We start from the raw sequence: 25,591 nt of genomic DNA, 5'->3' as shown, positions 1-25,591 counted from the left end.
GAGGAGCGAACCATGAGTGGTAAGAACCCAATTATTGCCGAGCTCGAAAAAGAGCAAATGGGCAAAGAAATTCCTGCTTTTGCCCCGGGCGACACTGTTGTTGTTCAGGTGAAAGTAAAAGAAGGTAACCGTGAGCGTCTACAGGCGTTCGAAGGTGTTGTACTGGGCAAGCGCAACCGCGGCCTGAACTCCGCCTTTACCGTGCGCAAAATTTCCAGCGGCATCGGTGTAGAGCGTACTTTCCAAACCTACAGCCCGCTGGTAGACAGCATCAAGGTTAAGCGTCGCGGTGACGTTCGCCAAGCCAAACTGTACTACCTGCGCGAGCGCTCTGGTCGTTCCGCACGCATCAAAGAGAAGCTGGACAACAAGTCTTAATTGCTTCGATTGAATACGAAAAGGGGTGGCTATTTAGCCGCCCCTTTTTTTGTTGATATAAGTTTGCCCATACTGTTATGGTTTTCCATTAACACAGATGGATTAATACGGATATTGTGAGGTGCAAGCAATGACGATCAAAACTGAAGAACAGTTCATAGCAGTTGTTCAAAAAGCAGAAAAAGACTCAGCACGTAATATCAATAGCTATAAAACTCGACTGGCGCTCTTTGCTGCCTTGGGTTATGTGGTGATATTTACGATCCTCTTATTGCTTCTGGGTATGGTCGGTGGCATGGTGGCACTGGCCTTTGTGAGTTCAAGCCTGCTGTTTTTGTTGATAAAGAAAAAAATTATTTTTGTCGTTATATTTGCGATCTGGACATTTTTTAAAGCGCTCTGGGTAAGGTTTGATAGACCCGAGGGATACGAGCTTGCACGAAAAGACTACCCAAAGCTATTTGCTGAAATTGACAACCTGACAAAAAGTCTGAAAGCACTAAAAATTCATCGTGTTATTTTGACTGAAGAGCTTAATGCTGGCGTTGTACAGCACCCTAAATACGGAGTTTTAGGCGGCCAGCAAAATATCTTGTTTTTAGGTTTGGAATTATTGCTGGCTTTGTCACCGCAAGAAATGCGATCTGTTCTTGCTCATGAGTTTGGCCACCTGTCTGGCAATCATAGTCGATTCTCTGGTTGGGTATACCGCGTTCGTGTGAGTTGGGATCGTGTTATGCATGCGTTCTCAGGCCATGGCTCCTTTGGCGCCAGTCTGATGAGACGTTTCTTTGAATGGTACTCACCTTATTTTTCTGCTTATTCGTTTGCTTTGGCCAGGAATAACGAGTACGAAGCAGATGCTATTTCAGCGGAGCTTGTGTCTCCCCCTGTAGCGATAAAGGCACTTGTCAATGTGCACGCATTGGCTCCGTATATTGATGAGAAATTTTGGTCGTCTTACTTTAAACAAGCCGATACTTTATCTGATCCCCCATATAAGCCGTATGAGGGGCTTGCATCTTTTTTAAAATCAAGCCCTATTCAGGCTAATGAGCTTGCTGACCGTGTTGATGAAGCTCTCAAGGCTGTAACGCACTATTCTGATACTCATCCCAGTTTGCATGATCGCGTCAAGGCTTTGGGTCAAGAAGTGTTGTTGCCTGAAATGTCCGAAAATAATGCAGCGCAAGAGTGGTTGGGGGAATTGTATGAAAAAACATTGGAATATTTTGACGCTCGGTGGATGGAAGCCAATGCAGGCAAATGGAAAGATCGCTATGAATATGTGAAAGGGGCGCAAAAATCATTAGCGGAATTTGCCAGCAGAGAGGCCGCTGCGCTCACTGATGATGAATTGTGGGATTATGCTTCGTGGAGCCACGAGTTCATTGGTGAGAATGAGGCGCTACCACTGTATCGCGCATTTCAATCAAGGCACAAGGATAGCGTGGGAGCTGCTTACTATATCGGGTGTATTCTGTTGACAAAAAAGGATGACGAAGCGCTGGAGCATCTGCGTATTGCCTTTAAAAGGCCTGATACTATTTCGGAAGCGGCCCATTTGGGCTATCAGTATTTGCTGGATAATAATCAGAATCAGGCTGCGGAGGCCTGGTGGAAAGAAGCTGAAAGCGCAAATGAGATTCACCAAAAAGCACAGGCAGAAAGAGACTCGGCATCGCTGAATGATAAATACGTAAGCCCGGTAATTGATCAGCCATTGCTGGAAAAGATGAAGCAAGTGCTAAGTGCACAGAAGAACGTGGGCTCTGCCTGGGTAGCACAAAAGGTGGTCAAATACTGTCAGGAACAACCGGTATACATTATTGCCTTTAAGCCGAAAGGATTTTATTTTTCGGATGATAAAGTTCTGGAGTCCCTCGTGCAGGGTTTTGAAGGAGAGGGAGATATATTTCTTGTGGCTGCTCGGGGTGAAACTAAAAAGCTGGCAAAAAAAGTCAAAAAACAGGGGATTAATATTTTATAGGTGTTCTCTGATGCTTCCTCTTTCGTCTCTACGGGACGTCTACGGCGCCCGTTTTGTCTCACGCCGCTACGCGGCCCAGGATGATAATGGGTCAAACCACCAACCCATAAGCCACTTCATCGGTCCACCGATTTCCTAATTTGTAATGGGATTTAAAGTGTCCCTCTTTTTCCAGCCCGAGCTTTTCCATTAACCGTACTGAAGCGGTATTTTCCGGGTCGGCGTAGGCCACCAGTTTGTGCACTGGCCAATCCTGTTTGATTAACTCCACAAGAGCAGCCATCGCTTCATAGCCGTAGCCACGACCGTGGTGGTGGCGGCTGAATTTGTAACCGATCTCGATAATTTCGCTGGCTTTATCCCGATAGCGAAATCCGATATCGCCAATCGGTGTATTGTCTTCTTTTAAGGTAACGGCAGCGCCCATCCAGGTATTTTCTTCACCAGCCCAGGTGTTCATATAACCGTTAAAGTGCTCACGGATTTCTTCTACAGCGCCCACTTCACGAATATAGGCCATTACCTCTGCATCCTGAGCGTAGGTCAGGTAGCCATCGAAATCACTCTCCACCATGGGGCGAATAATCAGGCGGTCAGTTTCCAGAGATTGTTTCATGATTGAGCTCGCTTCCATTTAGGGCCTGCTGACGTATCATATCCGCCACTGTTGACGGCTGAAAAGGCGTCCATCTAGGCGCGAGGAGAGTGGTTTGGTCATTCCAAATGAGCGACAAGCAACAACGAGGGGCGCCTTTTCAGTGCCAACCCCCTTCGTTAGAAAATACGGGGCTGAGGCTATTTTTGCGCTCCACTGCGTTGTAAATCGCTTATGTAGAATGACTACACGGCACTCTTTACGCCTTGTAGAGCGCAAAAATCGCTCTCAGCAGAGGTGGATATGATACGTCAACAGGCCCTTTGTGCCGTAAAGTAGCACCCATGTCAGAGGATAACCAACAGCTTATTGACCGCTATCTGGATGCGGTGTGGATGGAACGGGGGCTCAGTGAGCACAGCCTCGCTGCCTATCGCCGTGATCTAAAACAATTTGCCAACTGGCTGCAAAGTCCCTTGTTAAGTGCGCACGCTCACCAGCTTCAGGATTATCTGGCTTATCGCCAGCAGCAGGGTTTGGCGGCTCGCTCTATGGCGCGAATGCTGTCCTGTTTGCGGGGGTTCTACCGTTATCAGGTACGCGAAAATCATCTACAGCAGGACCCCACCAACAATATCGATAACCCTCGTTTGGGACGGCCATTGCCGAAAACCTTGAGCGAAGATGATGTAGAACGACTGCTGAGTGCCCCAGATCTGGATCAGGCCATTGGTCTGCGGGACCGCACCATGCTTGAGGTGCTGTACGCCTGCGGGTTGCGGGTGTCGGAGTTGGTGGGGTTGACCATTCCACAGGTGAATTTGCGCCAGGGAGTGATACGTGTATTCGGAAAAGGCAGTAAAGAACGTTTGGTGCCGCTGGGCCTGGAAGCTCAGGACTGGCTGGAACGCTACCTGCGCCAGGGACGCCCGGAATTGTTGAATGGTCGCCAGAGCGATGTGTTGTTCCCCAGCACTCGCGGTCAGCAGATGACCCGGCAAACCTTTTGGCATCGTATCAAGCAGTGCGCGACCACAGCGGGCATCAGCAAGCCGCTGTCACCCCATACCCTGCGCCATGCCTTTGCCAGTCATTTGCTCAACCACGGCGCTGATCTGAGGGTGGTGCAGTTGCTGTTGGGGCACAGCGATTTGTCCACTACCCAGATATACACTCACGTGGCCAATGCTCGAATGCAAGAATTGCACGCCAAGCACCACCCCAGAGGGTGATGGTTCAAAAACTCAGCAATGCCTAGTTGAAGGGAACCCGACGCTTCCCCTAGACTCCAAGCCCATTATTCACCGACTTTTTTACATGGAATACGCTTATGTCTTGTGTACGTAATGCCTTGATGGCTTTGTCTCTGGCGCTGGTATCTGCACTGTCCTGGGCTGAGGTCAGCCAGGAGCAGGAGGCGAAAATTGTGGCTGGCCTGAAAAACTGGCGTCCCGACCTGAATTTTACCAATGTGATGGCCACACCCATTGAAGGCTTGTTTCATGTGCAAGTTGTGGGTGGGCCGAGTATTTTTACCTCTGCTGACGGTACTTACTTTATTCAGGGCGACCTCAATAAAACCAGCTTGGGCACCTTCGAAAACTGGCTGGATACGGTATATGCGCCTATTCGCCGGGACCTGATCCAATCCGCCAGCGTCGACGATATGGTGGTGTATAAGGCGAAAGGTGAAACCAAAGCGGTGCTTCATGTATTTACCGATATCGATTGTGGCTACTGCCGCAAGTTGCATCAGGAAGTACCTACCCTGAACGACATTGGCGTGGAAGTGCGTTACCTGGCGTTCCCCCGCGCTGGCATGGGCTCTGACTCAGAGCAAAAAATCACTTCGGTCTGGTGCTCTGATGACCCCCTGGAAGCGATGACTCGTTCTAAACAAGGTTACGACTTGCCCGCCAAAGAGTGCAAAACCAACGCCATTGCCACCCATATGAATATGGTGGCGAAGATGGGCCTTACAGGTACCCCATCTATGGTACTGAGCGACGGCACTTTAATTCCCGGCTATCTACCCGCTGCTCAGCTAAAACGCCGCCTGGGCCTGTAATTTCTCACTGTTTTCAAGCGGTTTCCCAGAGATTCGGTCAACGGCGTATTAGGGCACTGGTATAGGCCCCCGCAAGTTGACCGAATATCCCATTTGGACATACCGATAATGCCAAGGGCCAATTGACAGCGAAGGTGGCTGTCGGTAAGGTCTGGGCCGTTTTCTGGCGGCCCGGTGCCGCTGTTATTAGCCATCAACGTTTTGCGGTCAAATGCCTTGGGAGGCACCTTGAAATCACTCAAATTGGGTATCTGTGGCTTGGGCACTGTGGGCTCAGGTACGTTTAACGTATTGCGTCGCAACGTCGAAGACATCCACGCTCGCGCCGGTATACCGGTGGAGATTATTCAGGTGGGTGCCCGCCGTGATCGGGATGACTGCGACACCACCGGTGTGACCGTTTCCCGGGACATCTTTGACGTTGCCAATAACCCCGATGTGGATGTGGTGGTGGAGATGATTGGCGGCACCACCACGGCACTCGATTTAGTGATGTTGGCTATCACCAATGGCAAGCACGTGGTGACGGCGAATAAAGCACTGATTGCCATTCACGGTAACGATATTTTTGCAGCCGCTGACCAACACGGCGTAGCCGTGTTGTACGAAGCTGCTGTGGCTGGCGGCATTCCTATCATCCAGACCATGCGCGAGGGCCTGGTGGCCAACCGCATTGAGTGGCTGGCGGGCATTATTAATGGCACTGGCAATTTTATTCTCACCGAAATGTTCGACAAGGGTGTGGATTTTGAATCTGTGCTTACCCAGGCCCAGGAGCTGGGCTACGCAGAGGCAGATCCGACTTTTGATGTAGAGGGCATCGACGCTGCCCACAAGCTGACTATTTTGGGCTCATTGGCTTTCGGTATTCCGCTGCAGTTCGACAAGGTGTACACCGAGGGCATCAGCAAGATCGAATCTCAGGATGTGGCCTACGCCGGTGAACTGGGTTATCGCATCAAACATTTGGGCATCGCCCGCAAAACCGATGCTGGTGTTGAACTGCGTGTGCACCCAGCACTGGTGAATGAGCGGCGCCTGTTGGGTAATGTAGACGGTGTGATGAATGCGGTAATGGTGCAGGGGGATGCTGTAGGGCCAACCCTTTACTACGGTGCCGGTGCCGGTGCTGAACCCACTGCGTCGGCAGTGATTTCAGATATTGTCGATCTGGCTCGTACCCTGAGCATGGCTCCGGAGTTTCGAACCGGCCACCTCGGCTACAATGCCTCTCACCCCAATCCGCCCCAAGTGCTGGATATCGAGGACTCTGTCAGTGCCAGCTATTTGCGTCTGACGGTGGAAAACCACCCCGGTGCACTGGCCAAGATTACCACCGTAATGGCGGACAACGGACTGGATATTGAATCCCTTATTCAAAAAGAGCCTGCGCAAGGTCAACAGCTGGTGCCGGTCATTTTGTTGGTGGACTTGGCTAAAGAAAGTGTGATTCAGCAGGCCATTGAGCAAGTGGAAGCGCTGGAAGAAGTGCAGGGCAGTGTGGTGAGAATTCGTGTGGAGTTGCTGCAATGAAATACATCAGTACCCGTGGCCAGGCGCCGGCACTCAGCTTTGAGGAAGCGGTACTCACTGGTTTGGCCACCGATGGCGGCCTCTATGTTCCAGAAAGTATTCCCCAGTTCAGTCGCGAGCAAATCGCTGCCTGGGCCGGTTTGCCCTACAACGAGCTGGCGTTTGAAGTTATTAAGCCCTTTGTGGATGGCGAAGTGGACGATGCCAAACTTAAAGACATTATCGACCGCTCATACCAAACGTTTCGCCACAACGCGGTGGCGCCTCTGGTGCAGTTGGAAAGCAATCTTTGGGTGATGGAGCTGTTTCATGGCCCCACCCTGGCGTTCAAGGATTTTGCCCTGCAATTCCTCGGCAACCTGTTTGACCACTTTCTGGAAAAGCGCGGCCAGAAGGTCGTAGTGATGGGGGCCACCTCCGGTGATACCGGGTCTGCCGCTATTGAAGGCTGCAAGCGCTGCAACAATATCGATATCTTTATTCTGCACCCGCACAACCGGGTATCGGATGTGCAGCGTCGCCAGATGACGTCCATCCTCGAACCCAACGTTCACAACATCGCTTTGGAAGGTAACTTTGACGATTGCCAAAACATGGTCAAAGCCAGCTTTGCGGATCAGTCATTTTTGCCAGAAGGTCGTCAGTTGGCGGCGGTGAATTCCATCAACTGGGCGCGCATCATGGCCCAGGTGGTGTACTACTTCCACGCGGCACTGGCCTTGGGTGGCCCACATCGGGCGGTGTCCTTCAGTGTGCCTACCGGTAATTTTGGCGACATTTTTGCGGGCTACATTGCCAAGCAAATGGGCTTGCCCATTGAGCAATTAGTAGTGGCCACCAATGCCAACGACGTATTGCACCGTTGCATCAGCAACAACGATTTCAGCAAACAACCGCTGATACACAGCTTGTCCCCGAGTATGGACATTATGATCTCCAGCAACTTCGAACGCTTGCTGTTTGATTTGTACAACCGGGACGGCGGCGCGATTCGCCAGTTAATGGCTGACTTCAATAACGGTAACGCCTCACTTGAAGAAAGCGCCCTGGCAAGCGCCCGCCAGCTGTTTTCCAGCTACCGTTGCGACGATGAGCGCATGGTGGAGGTGATCGCTCAGGAGTATGACCAAAGTGATTACCTGTTGGATCCACACACCGCCACTGGTGTCGATGCCGCTCGTGCTTGCCGCCGTAATGCAGAAGTGCCGATGGTGTGTTTGTCCACCGCCCATCCGGCGAAATTCCCAGAGGCGGTTCGCAAAGCGGGCTACCCTCAGGATCCGCCATTGCCACACCATATGGCTGACCTGTTTGAACGGGAAGAGCGCTATACGGTAAAACCCAACGACCTCGGGACCATTCAAAACTTTGTGGCAGACAACCTGTAACAGTGGAGCAAACATGACGATTCAAATTGGTGAAAAAATTCCCTCCGTTACCTTAAAAGTCATGGGTGAGGAAAGACCGGTTGATATCACCACAGATGAGATCTTTTCCGGCAAAAAAGTCGTCTTGTTTGCCTTGCCAGGTGCCTTTACGCCCACCTGTTCAGCGGCACACTTGCCCGGTTTTGTGGTTAATCTGGACGCCATAAAAGCCAAAGGTGTCGATACCGTTGTGTGTATGTCGGTAAACGACGCCTTTGTGATGGACGCCTGGGGCAAAGCGCAAAATGCCGAGCACCTTATGATGTTGGCGGATGGCAACTGCGAATTTTCCAAAGCTTTGGGGCTTGAGCGCGAAGCTTCTGCCGCCGGTATGGGCATGCGCAGCAAACGCTTTGCCTTGATTGCCAACGACGGTGTGGTTGAACTGCTGAATATTGATGAACAGGGCCTTGATGTGAGCAGTGCGGAAACGGTTTTAGCGGCACTGTAAAGCACGCTCTACTACCTCGTCATTGCGAGGAGCTTTTGTTGCAAACAAGAGCGACGCGGCAATCTCCTGATTTTGGCACCCTGTAGGTGGAGATCTCCACACTTGCTACGCGCCTTCGCGATGACAGGTATTTTGAGCCTGATATTTTAACCCCAACAAATAAAACGCTCTTCAAGTTTAAGCTGAACGCCCCTTGCCACGGCCCAATAAACGGGGCTTTTGCCCTGAAACGCACCGAATTCTCGTTGCACTCACCGATTCCGATCACTAGAATTGCCCGCACTGCTTCAGGTGCCTGCTGACTGTCCCAACAGTTGGAGCAGGGTAAACGGGAAGTGTGGTGCGTAACAGGTAAACGACTTTTGGGAACCTGTGCAAAACCACCGCTGCCCCCGCAACGGTAATTCTGGTTACTCCGGATAAGCCCGAGACCGGCCTGATTGATTTTTTGCAGTTACGTACCGATGAAGCGGAGGGCTTTATCGCCGGTTATTTTTGTACCTGGGTATTCAGCACCGCTGAGCCCAACGCAGGCTATTCCGGTTCCCCTCCCTCATTGCCATTTCGTTAAGACATTCAGGCATGAGGCTCACTTATGAACTTCCACCAAAAAGCACTGGGGCTGGCTGTTGTCAGTACCTTTATTTTTCCACACACCAGTTTCGCCAAATCGAATATCGATGAAGAAGTAATCACTACCGCTACCCGCACCGAGCGTCCGGTCAGCGACGTACTGGCGGCCACACAGGTGTTTACCCGCGCTGATATCGAACGCTTGCAACCTCTGGATTTGCCCGACCTGTTAAATCGAGCCAGTGGTGTTAGCACCCGTGACAGTGGTGGTAGAGGTTCTGTGAACGGTACCTTTATTCGCGGCACCAGTACTGGCCAGGCATTGGTGCTGGTAAATGGCGTGCGTACCGCCAGTGCCACCACCGGTGGCACAACCTTGGAAACCATTCCGCTGGAGTCCATTGAGCGCATCGAAATTGTTAAAGGCCCGCTGTCTGGTTTGTACGGCGCTGATGCCCTGGGTGGTGTTATTCAAATATTCACTCGCCAGGGCCAGGAAGGAAGCATTAGACCAGAACTGAAAGTTCGCTACGGCAGCAACGATACCCGTCAGTACACCGCCAATATCAGTGGTGGCAACCAGAGCGGCGATTTTTTCTTGTCAGTAAGTGATGAAGAAACGGACGGCATTGATCGCACCTCAATCATCACCGGTGGCAACGACGATCGCGACAGCTTTGAAGAGCAGTCCATTACGTTTAATGGCTCTTACAAACTGACTGATAAACTGGTTGGGCAATTAAATTATTTGCGCTCCCAGAACCGTGCTGAATTTGATAATACTTTTGGCACCGATACCGGTTTCTTTTCTGACAGTGAACAGAAAAATACCAATCTGAGTTTTGTTTATCAGGCTAACGAATCCACAGATGTTAAGGTTCAGTTAGGTTACCGTGACGATCGTCTTGTAACCCCCGCTTTCTTCTCTGACATCACTACTCGTAGAAACAGTTTTTCTGTCCAAGTAGATAAGGCAATAGATGCCGACACCCAATTGAGCGCTGGTGTCGATTACTACGATGACGAAGTTATTACAGCGACGCCTTTCGATGAGACCGAGCGCGATAATACGGCGGTTTTTGTCCAGTGGCAGGACAACTTGGGTGATTTTTCCGTTGTGGCCAATCTCCGCTACGACGATAACCAGCGCTACGGCAACGACACCACTGGCAGCCTGTCGGTGGGTTATGCACTCAGCGAAAATCTGTCTCTGGTGGCCAGCTATGGCAGCGCGTTCCGTGCGCCTACTTTTAACGAGCTGTATTTTCCCGGTTTTGATAACCCGGATTTACAGCCGGAAGAATCGACTAACTATGAGTTGGCACTGCGAGGTCAATATGACCAACTGAATTGGAGTGTCACCGCTTACCGCAACAGTGTGGACGACCTGATTGGCTCTGACGAAAATTTTCGTCCCATTAATATCAACTCCGCTACCTTGCAAGGAGTTGAAGTGACCACTGGATTTACCTGGGGCGACTGGTTTGTGGATGCCAACGCCGATTACCTGAGCGCCACCGACGACGCCACTGGTGTATTCCTGACCGACCGCGCTCGTGTATCTGCTTACCTGGAAGCCGGTAGGGATTTTGGCGCAGTTTCCCTTTCGGTGGATGTGAGGGCCGAACGGGGCCGTCATGAAAGAGGCGGTCAGCGCCTGGGTGGCTTTGGCCTGCTGGGTGCTGGCGCGGTGTACGATATTACCGATCAACTGAAACTGTCAGCACGGGTAGAGAATCTGCTCGACAAGGATTACACCGTGAATTTGATAAGTGCGACACAGCGTTTTGAAACCGATGGTCGTCGTGGCGAAATCACGATTCGTTACCAGTTTTAAACCTTAGGGTGCTTCTAAAAATAGTGATATTTTCACGAGAGCAAGACGGCGGCGCACGGAGACCCACAGTGTATAAGAGATACATGAGGAGTCGAGTACGACGCCAACGCCGCTATCGCGGAAATAGTGCATTTTTAGGGGTGCCCGAGGGGCGCTTTGCGCCCCTTTTGCGATGGATATAGTCATGGGCGACCTCTCTAAAATCGAAAGCGACAAAAAAGCCGAATCTCACAAACGAAAAATGCAAAAGCAAAAAGCGAAAGTGGACGCCAGTATCGCCGCCGCCAGTGAAGAGCGGGGCATAGTGATCCTGCTCACCGGGGATGGCAAAGGCAAAAGCAGTTCGGCGTTCGGCATGGTGATTCGCAGCCTCGGTTATGGCTACAAAGTGGGCGTTACCCAATTTATTAAAGGTGCCCAACAATCCGGTGAAGAGCTTTTTATTCGCGATCGCCACCCGGAAGTGGGTTTTTACCAGATGGGCACTGGCTTTACCTGGGACACTCAAGATCGCGACGGTGATATCGCCGCTGCACAAAAAACCTGGGCCGTGGCCGAACGCATGCTGTCTGACCACAGCCTGCACTTGGTGGTATTGGATGAGCTCACCTATATGCTGGCCTACAAATACCTGGATGAAGAAACCGTACTTAATGCCATTCGCCATCGACCACCGGAGCAAACCGTTGTCGTTACCGGGCGAGGTGGTGGCTCCGCGCTGCAGGAATTGGCGGATACCGTATCCGAAGTGAAGAACAACAAACACGCCTACACCAGCGGTGTAAAAGCGCGCAAAGGTGTGGATTATTAATAATGGCCAACACCCTGATGATACAAGGCACCACTTCCGATGCAGGCAAGAGCATCCTGGTGGCGGGCCTGTGTCGGTTGTTGGTTCGTCGCGGTATCAAGGTGGCCCCTTTTAAACCGCAAAACATGGCGCTGAACAGCGCAGTCACCAGCGATGGTGGCGAAATTGGTCGCGCCCAGGCGGTGCAGGCGCAAGCCTGTTTTTTACCGCCGCATACGGACATGAACCCGGTGTTGCTAAAACCCTCCAGCGACACCGGTGCCCAGATTATTATTCACGGCAAAGCCTTAACCCATATGGAAGCGGGGGATTATCACGGCTACAAAAAAACCGCTATGGCGGCTGTGTTGGCATCGCACCAACGCCTGTCTGCACAGTATCAAACCATTGTGGTGGAAGGCGCTGGCAGTCCCGCTGAAATTAATTTGCGGGAAAACGACATCGCCAATATGGGCTTTGCCGAAGCGGTGGACTGCCCGGTTATTTTAATTGCCGATATTGATCGCGGCGGCGTGTTTGCCCATTTGGTAGGCACTTTGGAATTGTTGAGCGAATCGGAACGGGCACGGGTGTGCGGTTTCGTCATTAACAAATTCCGTGGCGATATTGCGCTGTTGGAACCCGGCCTGGAATGGTTGGAACAAAAAACCGGTATACCGGTGATAGGCGTACTGCCTTACCTGCCCAATTTTCAGTTGGATGCGGAAGACGCCATCAATACTCACCAAATACTCACCGAAGAACAGCCACTGCATGTGGTGGTGCCGGTATTCCCTCGAATCAGCAATCACACAGATTTCGATCCGCTGCGACTCAACCCCCAGGTCAAGCTGACTTACGTGGGCAGTGGTCAACCCATTCCACCGGCCGATTTAATTATTCTGCCCGGCAGCAAAAGCGTGCGCGCCGACTTGCAATGGTTGCGTGATAACCATTGGCCGGAGGCGATTAAAAAACACCTGCGCTACGGCGGCAAAGTGCTGGGTATTTGCGGCGGCTACCAAATGCTCGGCCACACAGTAGCAGACCCAACCGGCGTGGAAGGTATGCCGGGGCAGAGTAGGGGATTGGGCCTGTTGGATGTGGACACTCAATTAGAACCACAAAAACAACTGCGCCCTGTGCGTGGCCACTTGGTGTTGGATAACGCTTTTGTGGAAGGTTATGAAATTCACTGCGGTGTTACCCGTGGCAACCAACAACCATTGGTAGTTATATCCGATGGTCGCAATGATGGTGCTATTGCTGAAGACGGCCAGGTAATGGGTTCCTATCTCCATGGTTTGTTCGACCAGCCCGAAGCCGCTGCGGCGCTGTTGCGCTGGGCTGGAGGTGGTTCTCAGGGAACCGTCGATTTAAATGGGTTACGTGAGCAGGAACTGGAGCGACTGGCAGATACTCTAGAACAACACTGCGATTTTACCAGCTTGTCTATTTTGTTGCCGGGCCTGACAAGAGCCACCAAGGAGCCCTATTGTGCGTCCGCTGCAAGGTAAACAGCTGCTGCGTGGGTTGTTGGTGCTCTTGCCTGTGGCAATGGCGGTTGCCTGCTTGCTGGGGCCCAGTTCCATTCATCCGCTGGCACTGTGGCAAGGTGTACTGCACCTGTTTGGTTTAAGCAGCGAATCACTGAACCAGCAGGCATTGATTGTCTCTGCCATTCGCCTGCCAAGGGTTTTATTGGCCGCTCTCACCGGTGCGGTACTGGCCAGTTGCGGCGCTGTGTTGCAAGGCTTGTTTCGCAACCCGTTGGCAGACCCGACCTTGATTGGGGTTTCTGCTGGCGCCTCCGCCGGTGCCAGCGCCATGATCGTTTTTGGTGCACTGTTTTTCGATGGCTTTGGCGTATTCGCCCAAGGATTACCCTGGGTGGCAGTGGGCGCATTTCTGGGTGGTTTGTTAGCCGCGTTGGTGGTGTACCGGCTGGCCACTTCCAGCAACGGCACTTCCGTATCCACCATGCTGCTGGCGGGCATTGCCATCAGCTCTTTGGCGGTGGCGATCAGCAGCTTGCTGAGCTATTTGGCGGATAACGATACCCTGCGCCGTATCAGCCTTTGGCAAATGGGCGACCTCAATGGTGCCAACTGGCAGCGAGTGGCGGTTGGCACCGCAGTGATGGCTCTGTTATTGCCACTGTTTATTCGCGATGGTCGCGCTTTGAATGCCATGCTGCTGGGTGAATCCGAGGCTCGCCATTTGGGTATTCAGGTGCAGTGGCTAAAACGGCGGAGTATTTTTCTGTGCGCTTTGGGCGTGGGAATATCTGTGGCCATCGCAGGCATGATCTCATTTGTGGGGCTGATTATTCCCCATCTGGTGCGTTTGTTGGTCGGCCCGGATCACCGTTACCTGCTGCCCGCTTCTGCCGTGGCAGGAGCTATTTTATTGGTGCTTGCGGATGTGATTGCCCGGGTGGTTATGGCGCCGGCGGAATTGCCCACAGGGATTTTAACGGCTCTGCTGGGTGTGCCATTCTTTGTGTCGCTGTTGATTCAGCAGCGCCGGTTTGCCAGGTAGAACACCCATGCTGAAAGCCACTGATATTTATCTTTCACGGCGTGGCGCAGCCATTCTCAGTGATGTGCAATTGTTGCTGCTGTCTGGGCAAGTGATGGTTATACTGGGCCCCAATGGCAGCGGTAAAACCTCTTTGCTCAATGTGCTCACTGGAGAATTAACCAGTGATCGTGGCGACGTGTTTTTTCAGGAAAGGCCTATGGCCCAATGGCCAGCCGGTGGGTTGGCTCAACGCCTGGCGATACTTCCGCAACACTCCACGTTGAACTTTCCCTTTACGGTAGAAGAAGTGGTTATGTTGGGGCGCAGTGCTCACAGCAGTGGCCATCAACGGGATCGGGAGATCGTGGCGGCGGCACTGCAAATGGTAGACAGCAGTTATTTATCGAAACGCTTTTACACACAATTGTCCGGCGGTGAAAAACAGCGGGTACAGTTGGCCAGGGTGTTGGCCCAAATATGGGATGAACCAGAAGACAGCGATACAAAAAATGGTCGCTGCTTGATATTGGATGAGCCGACGTCCTCCTTTGATTTGTCCCATCGCCAATTAATGGTGGATGTGATTCGGCATTTTTCCGGTCAGGGGGTGGGGATTCTGATGGTCTCCCACGACCTGAATCTGGCAACCCAGCTGGCGGATCAAATTATGCTATTGAGCTGTGGTGAGGTGGCCGCACAGGGTGATGTGGAACAGGTGATGACGCCGGAGATATTGCAGCGGGTGTTCAGAGCAAAAATTGACGTTATCGCCAACCCCAGTAACGGTCAAAAACTTATTGTCTATTAATCATCGTTAAACCAATCCAAATGCGCTATTGCCTTTTTTCAGTTTTGTGCTTTTTTTCCGCGTTGTGCCAAGGAGAAATCCGTGTCACCGATGATTTGGGGCGCAACCTGCAATTGGAAAAACCTGCTCAGCGTATAGTTAGTCTGGCTCCGCACATTACCGAAGTCCTTTTTGAAATAGGCGCCGGGGAAAACATTGTGGGTGCCATGGAATACAGTGACTACCCAGAAGCGGCGAAGCGTATTCTACGGGTGGGTTCACACCAAAAAATCAGCTATGAAACCCTGGTAAGCCTAGAGCCGGACCTAGTGTTGGCCTGGAACGCCAACAATGGTCGGGATATTGTCGGCCGCTTGGAAACATTAGGCATACCGGTTTATGTGGGTGATCCGAGCACATTGGCAGATGTGGGCGATATGTTAGGGGTATTCGCCCAGCTCACTGGCAAGGTAGAGCAGGGGCGTAAAGCACAGCAAAGTTATCAAAAACGCTTACAGCAACTGCGTCAGGCAAACACATCAAAGCAATCGGTGATGGTGTTCTACCAAGTGTGGCACCAGCCATTGATGACTCTTAATGGCGATAGCTTGATTTCCAATGTGATTGAACTTTGTGGCGGCACCAACTTGTTCGCTGATGCCAAGCCCAAAGTGCCGCGCCTGAATGTGGAATCTGTTATTGCTGCCAATCCCCGGGTGATTGTTGCCAGCGGTGCCGATGAGACTCGCCCCCCCTGGCTGGACGACTGGTTGAAATGGCCCAGTATTTCCGCTGTAAAAAATAGCCACCTCTATTGGATTGACCCGGATATTCTCCATCGCCATTCGCCGCGTATTTTGCTGGGTGCTGAGCAGGTGTGCGGGCATTTGGATCGAGTGAGAGCGGATATTTCCAGCTCAAACCCCTAGCCATGCATCAAGTGCATGCTCACTACACATTCTGGCAGCAACACAATAGTCATAATGTTTGTCCAGACTCCCGTGCGGTGTTACAAACACCCGCCCGTTGGGGTCTTTCTATTTACTTATTCATCAATAAGGAGTGTTACTGAATATGGCATCTTCAAAATTTTCTATCGCCGGTATTCAACTTGCCATCCCGTCCAATCCGGTTATGGATGGCTATAACAACATTGCAAAAATCGAACAAAGCCTGATCGATCTAACAGCGGTTTATCCGTTTGTGAATATGGCGGTCTTTAGTGAGCTTTGTACCTACGGTCCATTGACGTACTACAAGACTTATTTTGAAGAAACGCTGGAACAGTTTTGCCAGATGGCGAAGAAATACAACATCTGGTTGGTGCCTGGCACGTTGTATCGCGAAGTCGGCGGTGTGGTGTACAACACCTGCCCAGTGATTGATCCAACCGGTGCTGTCATTGCTTTATACGACAAAATGTTTCCCTGGTACCCCTACGAAGAGGGTGTGACTGCCGGTGATCACTTTGTCACGTTTGATATTCCCGAAGTGGGCAAATTTGGCGTGTTGGTGTGTTATGACGCTTGGCAGCCAGAGTTATGGCGCACTTTGGCCTGTTCTGGTGTGGATGTGGTGATTAACCCCACCATGACCGATGGCATCGATCTGCCTATAGAGCATTCCATTATTCACTCCATGGCGGCCATCAATCAGATGTACATTTTCCATATTAATGGTTTTGGCGGCACCGCTGGTACTTGTGGTTGGGGTGAATCCATTGTCTGCGGCCCCAATGGCTACGTGTTACACACGGCTGGCAGTCGGGAAGAGATATTCCCCATTGAAATAGATACTAACGCGGTACAGGAAAGCCGTACTGAAGGGGTTCGTTATCTGGATCAGAGCCTGAAGTCGTTCCGCGACCGGCCCATTGGTGACTATGAGGTGTATAACACCTCTCCGGATACCATTTATAACGAGTACCTGGCGTCCCTTGGGCCACTGATAAAGCCTCAACAGGGATCTTAAACCGGCATTAATTGACGGTATAAAAGAGTGCAGCAGGCCCTGAATTCTATGGCGCTTATGGCTATAATTCCCGCGCTTGCTGTACTCAACCGTTGAGGCCAAACCGTGCTTTTCTCTCCATTGCGCATTGTTGTTGCGATCACCTTGCTGCTGGCGTTGTCTGTTCAGGCCGCTGAGCTGGAAACTTTCTCCAATGAAGATATCCGGGCTCGTTATCTGGCCCTGATCGATGACTTGCGTTGCCCGAAATGTCAAAACCAGAACCTCAGTGACTCCGATTCCACCATTGCCCAGGATTTGCGCCGCACCGTGCTGCGTTTACTGGAAGAGGGCAAAAGTGATGACGAAGTGGTGGATTTCCTGGTGGATCGTTACGGGGATTTCATTATCTACATGCCGCAGTTTAAGCCCGGCACTTACAGCCTTTGGCTGTTGCCACTGCTGCTGGCGGTGATTGGTGGCGCTGTGGTGATTGTGGTGGTTCGACGCCAACGTCAGGCTGAGCCAGTCGTACTCAGTGACTCTGAACAAGCGCAGCTGGCGGATATGCTCGCCTCCGATGGGGATGCAGACCGTAAGGAGCCCAATTGATGGCAACGTTGTGGTGGCCGTTGGCCGCGTTGGCTGCACTGGCCTTGTTGTTTGTGTGTTACCCGTTGTTGCGCAACAGTCGCAGTTCGGTGAATGTAGAACAACCTCAGGCCAATACGGAGCTGTTTCAGGAACACTTGGCTGAGTTGCAGCAGCAGTATGACCGTGGCGATATTGACGATAATCAGTTTTCCGCTCTGCGCGCCGAGCTAGAGCGCAGCCTGTTGGCTGAAAATCAGTCACCAGCGGAAGCTTCCACCACTAAAGCGTCAAAGCCGCTGTGGCTGATGGTAGCTTTGGTGGTGTTGCTGCCAATCGTGGCCATATGGACTTACCAGCAGTTGGGAGCCAGTGCCGATTTGTCCATTGTGGAGAAATTGGAGCGCAGTAGCCAACTGCAATCCCGCGGTGACAGTGGGGCAGCTGCGCTGCGTCGAGAAGTGCTGGCTGAGATTGAGCAGCAACTGCAGCAGCGGCCAGATAACTTTTATTATTGGGTGCTGAGTGGCCGCCTCAATACCGAACAAAACCAACTTCCCCAAGCACTGACGGCGTATCGTCGCGCCGATGAGTTGTCTGGTGGCCAGGATGTGACCTTGATGCAGGAGTACCTGCAAGTGGCGTTTGCCTTGCAGCAGCCAGACAGCTTTGCAGAAATGAAATCTCTGGCCGATCGTATATTGGCGAAGACCCCCGACAACCTGCCTGTATTGGGGTTGCGGGGTCGCCTGGCTTATGAGGAGGGGGACTTCCTCACCGCGGTGCGCGATTGGAGCAAAGTGCTCAAAGTCTTACCACCACAACAGGCAACCACGGCACAGATTGCAGCAGAACTGGAAAAAGCCCGCGCTCAGTTGACACCGGAGCAGCACAACGAGCTGGCCAAGGGCCAATTGCGCTTGGCAGTTCAGTTGGCTCCCGAGTTGGCATCGCCACAGGGGGGGACACTGTTTGTTATTGCTCGCCCGGTTGGCCAAACCACTGGTGCGCCCTTGGCGGTGCAACGCATTGCGAACCCCGTATTCCCTCTGCAAGTGATATTGGATGACAGTAACCTGATGTTGCCCGGAGCCAGTCTGGCGGATATGGACGAAATATCTGTGGTAGCGCGTGTTTCGGCTTCCGGTGGTGTAAAGGCCCAGCCCGGTGATTTACAGGGTAATTTGGGCTCAGTCGCAGTGGGAAATGACTCTCCCGTTGAGCTAGTCATTAATAACAAACTATAAGAACTTAATACGAAGGTCTGGAGTTTCAGACCGTCTGCGGTAGGGACGCCGCAGAAGAGCCTACAAGGAGCTTAATTTGAAAAACAGTGTACGGCGTGTCTGAAAAGGCACCTCAAATTCCGGATCGCCACTCACCTTCGTACTCCTCTACCTAAACCCACTCCTCAAAACCCGACTTTCTTCCGTTGTGCCCACGCTCTGAGCGTGTAAAATCGCGCAATTAACTTCGATTTCTGGATCACCACCTCCATGCGGCTCAAATGCATCAAACTGGCCGGGTTTAAATCTTTTGTAGACCCGACCACCGTTAGCTTTCCCAGCAATATGTGTTCGGTTGTCGGCCCCAATGGCTGTGGTAAGTCCAATGTCATTGACGCCGTGCGCTGGGTGATGGGGGAGTCCTCCGCCAAGCACCTACGCGGCGAATCCATGACCGATGTGATCTTTAATGGCTCCGGTGGCCGCAAACCGGTGGGCCAGGCGTCCATTGAACTGGTGTTTGATAACACCAGCGGTACTCTGGGTGGCGAATACGCCAGCTACTCGGAAATCTCGGTCAAGCGCAAAGTGACCCGCGATGCCCAGAATACCTACTATCTGAACGGCAACAAATGTCGTCGTAGGGATATCACCGATATCTTTCTGGGCACCGGCCTGGGGCCGCGCAGTTACGCCATTATTGAGCAGGGCATGATCTCCCGCCTGATCGAGGCCAAGCCGGATGAACTGCGGGTGTACATCGAAGAAGCGGCGGGTATTTCTAAGTACAAGGAGCGCCGCCGCGATACCGAAAACCGCATGCGCCGCACTCACGAAAATCTGGAGCGGCTAACGGATATTCGCGAAGAGCTGGGTCGCCAGCTGAGCCGCCTGGAGCGCCAGGCCAAAGCCGCGGAAAAATACGCCGAGTACAAAAAAGAAGAGCGCTTGCAAAAAGCTCAGCTTCACGCCTTGCGCTTCAAAAAACTCAGCGACCAGAATCAAGCCCGCAAGCAGGCCATTAGCGAATTCGAGTTGGGTGTAGAAGCCCTGGTGACCGAGCGTCTGAGCTGTGATACCTCTATTGAAAAGCTGCGCGGCAGTTACACCGACCTGGGCGACGCCTTTGGCGAAGTGCAGGGGCGCTACTACGGCATTGGTGCAGAAGTGGCCAAGATGGAGCAGGCTATCCAGCACGCTCAGGATCGCGCCCGGGAATTACAGCAGGATTTGGAGCAAACTGAGCGCAACTTCGCTGAAACTGACGAACACCTGCGTCAGGACCGAGAGAAAATTGCCGCTTGGGAAGCGGAGCTGGAAGACATCGTTCCCCAACTGGAAGTGGCTCAGCAATCGGAAGAGGTGACCGGCGCTGCCTTGCAAGAGGCGGAAGACGGTATGCACAGTTGGCAGGCCCAGTGGGACGAGTTTAACCAGACCGCCGCCGCTCCCCGCCAACAGGCGGAAGTGCAGCAATCTCGCATTCAACACCTGGAACAGGTACTGCGCCGTTTGGGCGAGCGCATGGAAAAACTGCGCGATGAGTCTTCCGGGCTCAGCGTCAGCCCCATGCAGGAAGAAATTGAGCTGCTGAAAGAACAGCTGGCGGAGCAGGAACTGAATCTCGAACACTTGCAACAGCAGGTGGACAGCTACGCCGAGCGTATTGAACAGAGCCGTGCCGCAGGTAATCAATGTGCGGTTGAACTGGATCAGGCCCGGGGCCAGCTGCAGGCCATGCGCGGTCGGCAGGCTTCTCTGGATGCCTTGCAACAAGCGGCCATGGAAGGGGAGGCCGGTGCCCAGCGCTGGCTGGAACACAATTATTTGTCCGCCAGCCCGCGCCTGGCTGACAGCCTGGTGGTGGCTGAGGGGTGGGAAACCGCCATTGAAACTGCCTTGGGCAGCTATCTGCAAGCCGCCTGTATTGAGCAGATTGATGGGGTTGCCCAGCTGGCGCAATCCTTTGAACAGGGTGAGCTGATTCTGGTGGATAACGCCAGCGGTGCTCAGGTGACGGCGGACAAAGCCGAAACCCTGGCCAGCAAAGCCAGTGGCAGCAATGCAGCCAGCGCTCTGTTGGCAGGTATTTACGCCGTAGATACCTTGGAACAAGCTTTGGTGTTGCGCCCACAGCTCAGTGTTGGCGAATCGGTGGTGACTCGCGATGGTCTGTGGTTGGGCAGCAACTGGCTGCGGGTTGCCCGCAGTGGCGATGCTACTGTGGGGATGTTGGCGCGCAAGCAAGAGCTGGAAGAACTGAACGCACAGATCGCCACTCAAGAACAACTGATTGAACAGTTGAGTGGGCAACACCAACAGCACATCCACAACCTGGCAGAGCTGGAGCAACAGCGCGAAGCCCATAACCGCAGCTGGAGTGAGCAGCAGCGCAGCTTTACGGAATTGCGTTCTCGTCTTAGCGCCAGTGAAGTACAGATGGAGCAAGTGGGCGCTCGCCGATTGCGCGCTGAACAGGAGCAGGCGGATATCCAGCAGCAACAACAGCTGGAGCAGGAAAGCCTGGCTGAGGCTCGGCAGTTGCTGGAGCAGGCGATCGAATCCATGGAAGACGACACCCATCGCCGCGAAACCTTAATGCTGCAACGGGACGAACTCCGCGCCAAGCTTGACCTGGCCCGCCAGAATGCCCGCCACGAACGGGATCGCCAACATCAGTTGGCCATGCGCGAGCAGTCCATACGCACCCAACTGCAATCGATTCGCGACGGTATTTCCCGCCTCGAAGTACAGGCTCAGCGTCTACAGGAACGTCGTGATCAACTGCGTTCCAGTTTTGCCGAAAACGACAACCCCGGTGAAGAGCTGAAGATCCAGCTGGAAGAAAAGCTGGAGCAGCGCCTTACCGTGGAAAGGGAGTTGGGCGAGGCCCGCCGCAATCTGGAAAACGTCGAGCACGAAATGCGCCAGCACGAACAGCGCCGCAACGAGCTTGAACAACAGGTGCAGGTGTTGCGTTCCAAGTTGGAACAGGAGCGACTGGCCGCTCAGGAAATCGCCACTCGCAGTGGCACTATCCGCGAGCAGGTCATGGAGCAGGATTTCGATCTGGATACGCTGGTGGAAAACCTGCCGGAAGACGCCAGTGAGCAGGCCTGGGAACAGGAGCTGGAACGTTTGGCGGCACGGATTTCCCGCCTTGGCCCCATCAACCTGGCGGCTATTGACGAATATCAGGTGGAATCAGAGCGCAAGACTTATCTCGATGCCCAGAACAACGACCTGGAAGAGGCGTTGGAGGCACTGGAAAACGCCATTCGAAAAATTGACCGTGAAACCCGTACACGCTTCAAAGAAACCTTTGATGCGGTGAATAGCGGTATTCAGGAACTGTTTCCGAAAATGTTTGGCGGCGGCCACGCCTATTTGGAGCTGACCGGCGAAGACCTGCTGGATACTGGTGTTGCGATTATGGCTCGCCCCCCAGGCAAGAAAAACTCCACCATCCATTTGCTGTCTGGTGGTGAAAAGGCACTGACCGCGATCTCCCTGGTATTCTCTATTTTCCGGCTCAATCCAGCGCCTTTTTGTATGCTGGACGAGGTGGATGCGCCGCTGGATGACGCCAACGTAGGGCGCTACATCCGCATGGTAAAAGAGATGTCGGAAACGGTGCAGTTTATCTTTATCACCCACAACAAGATTGCCATGGAACTGGCGGATCAGTTAATGGGCGTAACCATGCATGAGCCCGGCGTGTCGCGCCTGGTATCCGTGGATGTGAATGAAGCGGTTGAGCTGGCGGAAGCCTGACGGATAACCGATTTTTAGTAGGGCGGGTCAACTTATGTTGCCCGTCATTGTTTTGCGATAACCGGTGGATTAGGCTGTGCTGGTCCACCTTACGAATTGATTGTTCGTTTCACGACCTATGAGCCAGGAACTACTGATTACACTGGGCGCGCTGCTGGTAATAGCCATATTGATTGATGGCGTTCGCCGGGCCCGCAAATCTCGCTATGACCGCATTCGCATGTCAAAGCGCAAACAACCGATTTTTGATGACGACGCTGACGACGGTTATGGCAGCGAACTGCCCAATGGCGGTGCCCGTGTGGTGAGTGTGCGTGACGAAGACGACGCCGAGCAGCTGCACGGCAAAATCCGCGAAGCCGCAGAGGACAGAAAGCCCAAACTCGCTTTTCAGAAGTCAGAAAGCCTGGAAGCGGACAACCCCCAAGTGGACGCTGCCAGCGAGCGGCTCGAGGCCCGCAGCTCGGACCCGGAGCCCGAAGCTGAGCAGTCGGAACTTGAATCTCGCGCCGAGCAGCCCAAGGCCCGTAGCCCGGAGCCTGCGGCTCAAAAGCCGAAACCTGAAGCTCAGAAACAAAAGCCCCAACAAACCACTTTGGAACTGACCCAGCCGAGCAAATCATCGGGTGCCCCCCAGGATGTGATCGTGTTCCACCTTCGCGCAGGCAGTGGCAAGCAGTTTGCCGGTCAAGCGCTATTGGAAACCCTGGTAGAAGAGGGTATGCGTTTTGGTGCCATGGATATTTTTCACCGTCACAGTGAGGCCGACGGCTCTGGAGACGTGCTGTTCAGCATGGCCAACAGCATGGAACCGGGTACCTTCGACCTCAATACCATCGACGAGCTGCAAACCCCCGGGGTCAGCTTCTTTATGGATCTCACTGCGGTGGACGACCCGAAGAGCGCGTTCAGTACGCTGCTGGAAACCATTGCCGGCTGTATGGAAAAGCTGGGTGGTGAATTGAAGGACGAAACCCGCAGTGCAGTCACCAAGCAAACGGTGGAGCATTACAAACAGCGGGTTCGCGACTTTCAACGCCGAGCCCTTTCTGAGCGCGCCTGATGTCGGCTACTTGTTCAGCGCAAGTGGTGGCTGAGGCTGCCCAGCTCAGAGATCAGCTAAACCACCACAATCACCTTTACTACGTACTCGACGATCCGCAAATTCCCGATGGGGAATACGACCGCATGATGCGCCGTTTACAGTCTTTGGAACAAGAATACCCAGAACTAAAAACAGTAGACTCCCCCAGCCAGCGGGTCGGTGCACCGCCGCTGGATGTGTTTCAGCAAGCCCAGCATCTAATGCCCATGCTGTCTCTGGACAATGCCTTTAACGACGACGAAGTCGTGGACTTTAACCGTCGGGTGACCGAGCGCCTGAATCGCGACGGTGCGGTTGAGTACGCCTGTGAGCCCAAGCTTGACGGTATTGCGGTTAGTTTGATTTACCGGGATGGCGTGCTTGAGCGTGGCGCTACCCGAGGGGATGGCACCACCGGCGAAGACATTACTCAAAATGTACGCACTATTGGTTCTATTCCGTTGCGTTTGATGGGTACTGGCCACCCTCAGCTGCTGGAGGTGCGTGGTGAGATATACCTGCCTCGCAGTGGTTTTGAAGCCATGAATCAGGCCGCCCGTGACGCGGGGGAGAAGCCCTTTGTTAATCCTCGCAATGCCGCGGCTGGCAGTTTGCGCCAGTTGGATTCTGCCATTACCGCCAGCCGCCCCCTGGAGATGTGTGCCTACAGTGTCGGTGTAGTGGAAGGTGGTGAAATGGCAAACAGCCATACCGGTGTTCTGACACAGTTGGCTGAGTGGGGTTTTCTGGTTAACGAGCATCTGCAATCGGTCAGTAGCATTGACGGTTGCCTTGAGTACTATCAACGGCTTTCGCAATTGCGCGATGGATTGGATTACGACATCGACGGCATTGTGTACAAAGTCAATGATCTGGAATTGCAGCGTCGCCTGGGCTTTGTGGCTCGAGCTCCCCGTTGGGCCATTGCCCGTAAATTTCCTGCCCAGGAAGAATCAACCCGGCTTGTGGATGTGGAATTTCAGGTTGGGCGTACCGGGGCAGTGACGCCAGTGGCGCGCCTGGAGCCGGTGTTTGTCGGTGGGGTTACGGTTAGCAACGCCACTCTTCACAACCGCGATGAAGTGGAACGCCTGCAACTGATGGTGGGTGATACCGTGGTGGTGCGTCGTGCCGGAGATGTGATTCCCCAAGTGGTGAGTGTGATTCACGACAAGCGCCCGGACAATGCCGAGCCCATTGTATTTCCCGACGAGTGCCCGGTCTGTGGTTCGCCGGTAGAGCGTTTGGCGGACGAAGCCGTTGCTCGCTGCAGTGGTGGGCTGGTGTGTGGTGCCCAACGCAAAGAGGCGATCAAGCACTTTGCCTCCCGCAAGGCCCTGGATGTAGACGGCCTCGGGGATAAAATTGTTGAGCAGCTGGTAGACCGCGATCTGGTACAGACACCGGCAGATTTGTTTACCCTCACTGTAGAGCGAATTGCCAACCTGGAACGGCTGGCGGAAAAGTCGGCCAGCAATTTAGTGGCGGCACTGGAAACAAGCCGTCAAACCACGTTGCCGCGGTTTTTGTACGCTCTGGGCATTCGCGAAGTGGGGGAGGCCACCGCACAGAATCTGGCCAATCATTTTGGTTCTCTGCAAGCTTTGCAGGATGCGAATGAAGAGAGTTTGCAGGAGGTCGATGATGTCGGCCCGGCGGTGGCTCATTTTGTGGCGGAGTTTTTTGCCGGCGAGAGCAACCGGGCCGTGCTGGAGCAGTTACAGCAGGCGGGTGTCCACTGGCCGGATATTACCCCCAGGGCAGAGAGTGAGCTGCCATTGGCAGGTCAAACCTGGGTGTTGACCGGCACACTGGAGTCCATGAGTCGTTCCGAGGCCAAAGAAAAATTGCAGCAGCTGGGCGCCAAGGTCGCAGGCAGCGTATCGGCCAAGTCCAGCTGTGTGGTAGCGGGGCCGGGGGCCGGTTCCAAACTCAGTAAAGCGCAGCAGCTGGGGGTCGAGGTGATGAATGAACAACAGTTAATTGAGTTGCTGGAGCAGTATCAATGACCCGG

General features: G+C 53.2%; 20 protein-coding genes and 1 riboswitch. Of the genes, 19 read left to right on the top strand and 1 reads right to left on the bottom strand.

The window, feature by feature from the left end; all coding sequences use genetic code 11:
* Window positions 1–12 precede the first annotated feature (12 nt).
* Entirely contained in the window at window positions 13–378 is a 366-nt protein-coding gene (gene rplS, locus KFE80_04880) for a 50S ribosomal protein L19 (GenBank protein UTW46226.1), read from the top strand.
* 130 nt (window positions 379–508) lie between these two features.
* Window positions 509–2,368 (top strand): M48 family metalloprotease, encoded by a 1,860-nt coding sequence (locus KFE80_04875; GenBank protein UTW46225.1) that lies wholly within the window; start codon window positions 509–511, stop codon window positions 2,366–2,368.
* A 91-nt stretch (window positions 2,369–2,459) separates the two neighbouring features.
* Here the strand turns inward: KFE80_04875 and KFE80_04870 are convergent, their stop codons facing one another.
* A complete protein-coding gene (locus tag KFE80_04870; GenBank protein ID UTW46632.1) occupies window positions 2,460–2,987 on the bottom strand; it encodes a GNAT family N-acetyltransferase in 528 nt (175 codons plus the stop codon).
* Window positions 2,988–3,307: 320 nt separating this feature from the next.
* Between KFE80_04870 and xerD the strand changes: the two genes are divergently transcribed.
* From xerD to ligA, 17 genes are all read left to right on the top strand, one after another.
* Complete coding sequence (gene xerD, locus KFE80_04865; protein ID UTW46224.1) at window positions 3,308–4,195, top strand: site-specific tyrosine recombinase XerD; 888 nt, start codon at window positions 3,308–3,310, stop codon at window positions 4,193–4,195.
* 98 nt (window positions 4,196–4,293) lie between these two features.
* Window positions 4,294–5,031: a DsbC family protein gene (locus KFE80_04860; protein ID UTW46223.1), complete on the top strand. Its 738-nt coding sequence runs from the start codon at window positions 4,294–4,296 to the stop codon at window positions 5,029–5,031.
* Between the two features lie 228 nt (window positions 5,032–5,259).
* A complete protein-coding gene (locus KFE80_04855) occupies window positions 5,260–6,564 on the top strand; it encodes a homoserine dehydrogenase (protein UTW46222.1) in 1,305 nt (434 codons plus the stop codon).
* The gene (locus KFE80_04850; protein UTW46221.1) at window positions 6,561–7,952 is read left to right on the top strand and encodes a threonine synthase; all 1,392 of its coding nucleotides are present in this window, start codon (window positions 6,561–6,563) and stop codon (window positions 7,950–7,952) included. The genes KFE80_04855 and KFE80_04850 overlap by 4 nt, the downstream gene beginning before the upstream one ends.
* Before the next feature lie 13 nt (window positions 7,953–7,965).
* Window positions 7,966–8,442 (top strand): peroxiredoxin, encoded by a 477-nt coding sequence (locus KFE80_04845; protein UTW46220.1) that lies wholly within the window; start codon window positions 7,966–7,968, stop codon window positions 8,440–8,442.
* A 272-nt stretch (window positions 8,443–8,714) separates the two neighbouring features.
* Window positions 8,715–8,897: riboswitch (cobalamin riboswitch) on the top strand.
* A gap of 140 nt (window positions 8,898–9,037) precedes the next feature.
* Window positions 9,038–10,852, top strand: coding sequence for a TonB-dependent receptor (locus tag KFE80_04840; protein ID UTW46219.1), 1,815 nt, complete (start codon window positions 9,038–9,040; stop codon window positions 10,850–10,852).
* Window positions 10,853–11,036: 184 nt separating this feature from the next.
* Complete coding sequence (cobO, locus tag KFE80_04835) at window positions 11,037–11,663, top strand: cob(I)yrinic acid a,c-diamide adenosyltransferase (protein ID UTW46218.1); 627 nt, start codon at window positions 11,037–11,039, stop codon at window positions 11,661–11,663.
* A 2-nt stretch (window positions 11,664–11,665) separates the two neighbouring features.
* A complete protein-coding gene (locus KFE80_04830) occupies window positions 11,666–13,159 on the top strand; it encodes a cobyric acid synthase (GenBank protein UTW46217.1) in 1,494 nt (497 codons plus the stop codon).
* Window positions 13,160–13,199: 40 nt separating this feature from the next.
* Window positions 13,200–14,183 carry an iron ABC transporter permease gene (locus KFE80_04825; GenBank protein ID UTW46631.1) on the top strand — a complete coding sequence of 328 codons (984 nt, stop codon included), beginning with the start codon at window positions 13,200–13,202 and terminating at the stop codon, window positions 14,181–14,183.
* Between the two features lie 7 nt (window positions 14,184–14,190).
* Window positions 14,191–14,973 carry a heme ABC transporter ATP-binding protein gene (locus KFE80_04820; GenBank protein UTW46216.1) on the top strand — a complete coding sequence of 261 codons (783 nt, stop codon included), beginning with the start codon at window positions 14,191–14,193 and terminating at the stop codon, window positions 14,971–14,973.
* Between the two features lie 20 nt (window positions 14,974–14,993).
* The gene (locus KFE80_04815) at window positions 14,994–15,881 is read left to right on the top strand and encodes a cobalamin-binding protein (GenBank protein UTW46215.1); all 888 of its coding nucleotides are present in this window, start codon (window positions 14,994–14,996) and stop codon (window positions 15,879–15,881) included.
* 145 nt (window positions 15,882–16,026) lie between these two features.
* Window positions 16,027–16,923 carry a carbon-nitrogen hydrolase family protein gene (locus KFE80_04810; protein UTW46214.1) on the top strand — a complete coding sequence of 299 codons (897 nt, stop codon included), beginning with the start codon at window positions 16,027–16,029 and terminating at the stop codon, window positions 16,921–16,923.
* Between the two features lie 120 nt (window positions 16,924–17,043).
* Window positions 17,044–17,514 (top strand): cytochrome c-type biogenesis protein CcmH, encoded by a 471-nt coding sequence (locus KFE80_04805; protein UTW46630.1) that lies wholly within the window; start codon window positions 17,044–17,046, stop codon window positions 17,512–17,514.
* A complete protein-coding gene (gene ccmI, locus KFE80_04800; protein UTW46213.1) occupies window positions 17,514–18,740 on the top strand; it encodes a c-type cytochrome biogenesis protein CcmI in 1,227 nt (408 codons plus the stop codon). The genes KFE80_04805 and ccmI overlap by 1 nt, the downstream gene beginning before the upstream one ends.
* 249 nt (window positions 18,741–18,989) lie before the next feature.
* Window positions 18,990–22,493, top strand: coding sequence for a chromosome segregation protein SMC (gene smc / locus KFE80_04795; protein ID UTW46212.1), 3,504 nt, complete (start codon window positions 18,990–18,992; stop codon window positions 22,491–22,493).
* Window positions 22,494–22,611: 118 nt separating this feature from the next.
* A complete protein-coding gene (zipA, locus tag KFE80_04790; GenBank protein ID UTW46211.1) occupies window positions 22,612–23,556 on the top strand; it encodes a cell division protein ZipA in 945 nt (314 codons plus the stop codon).
* The gene (gene ligA / locus KFE80_04785) at window positions 23,556–25,586 is read left to right on the top strand and encodes an NAD-dependent DNA ligase LigA (protein UTW46210.1); all 2,031 of its coding nucleotides are present in this window, start codon (window positions 23,556–23,558) and stop codon (window positions 25,584–25,586) included. The genes zipA and ligA overlap by 1 nt, the downstream gene beginning before the upstream one ends.
* Window positions 25,587–25,591: the final 5 nt, after the last annotated feature.

Source organism: bacterium SCSIO 12696 (assembly GCA_024397955.1).
Lineage (GTDB): Bacteria > Pseudomonadota > Gammaproteobacteria > Pseudomonadales > Porticoccaceae > SCSIO-12696.
Note: the sequence above shows the minus strand (reverse complement) of the source record. Positions and strands in the feature narration are given on the sequence as shown.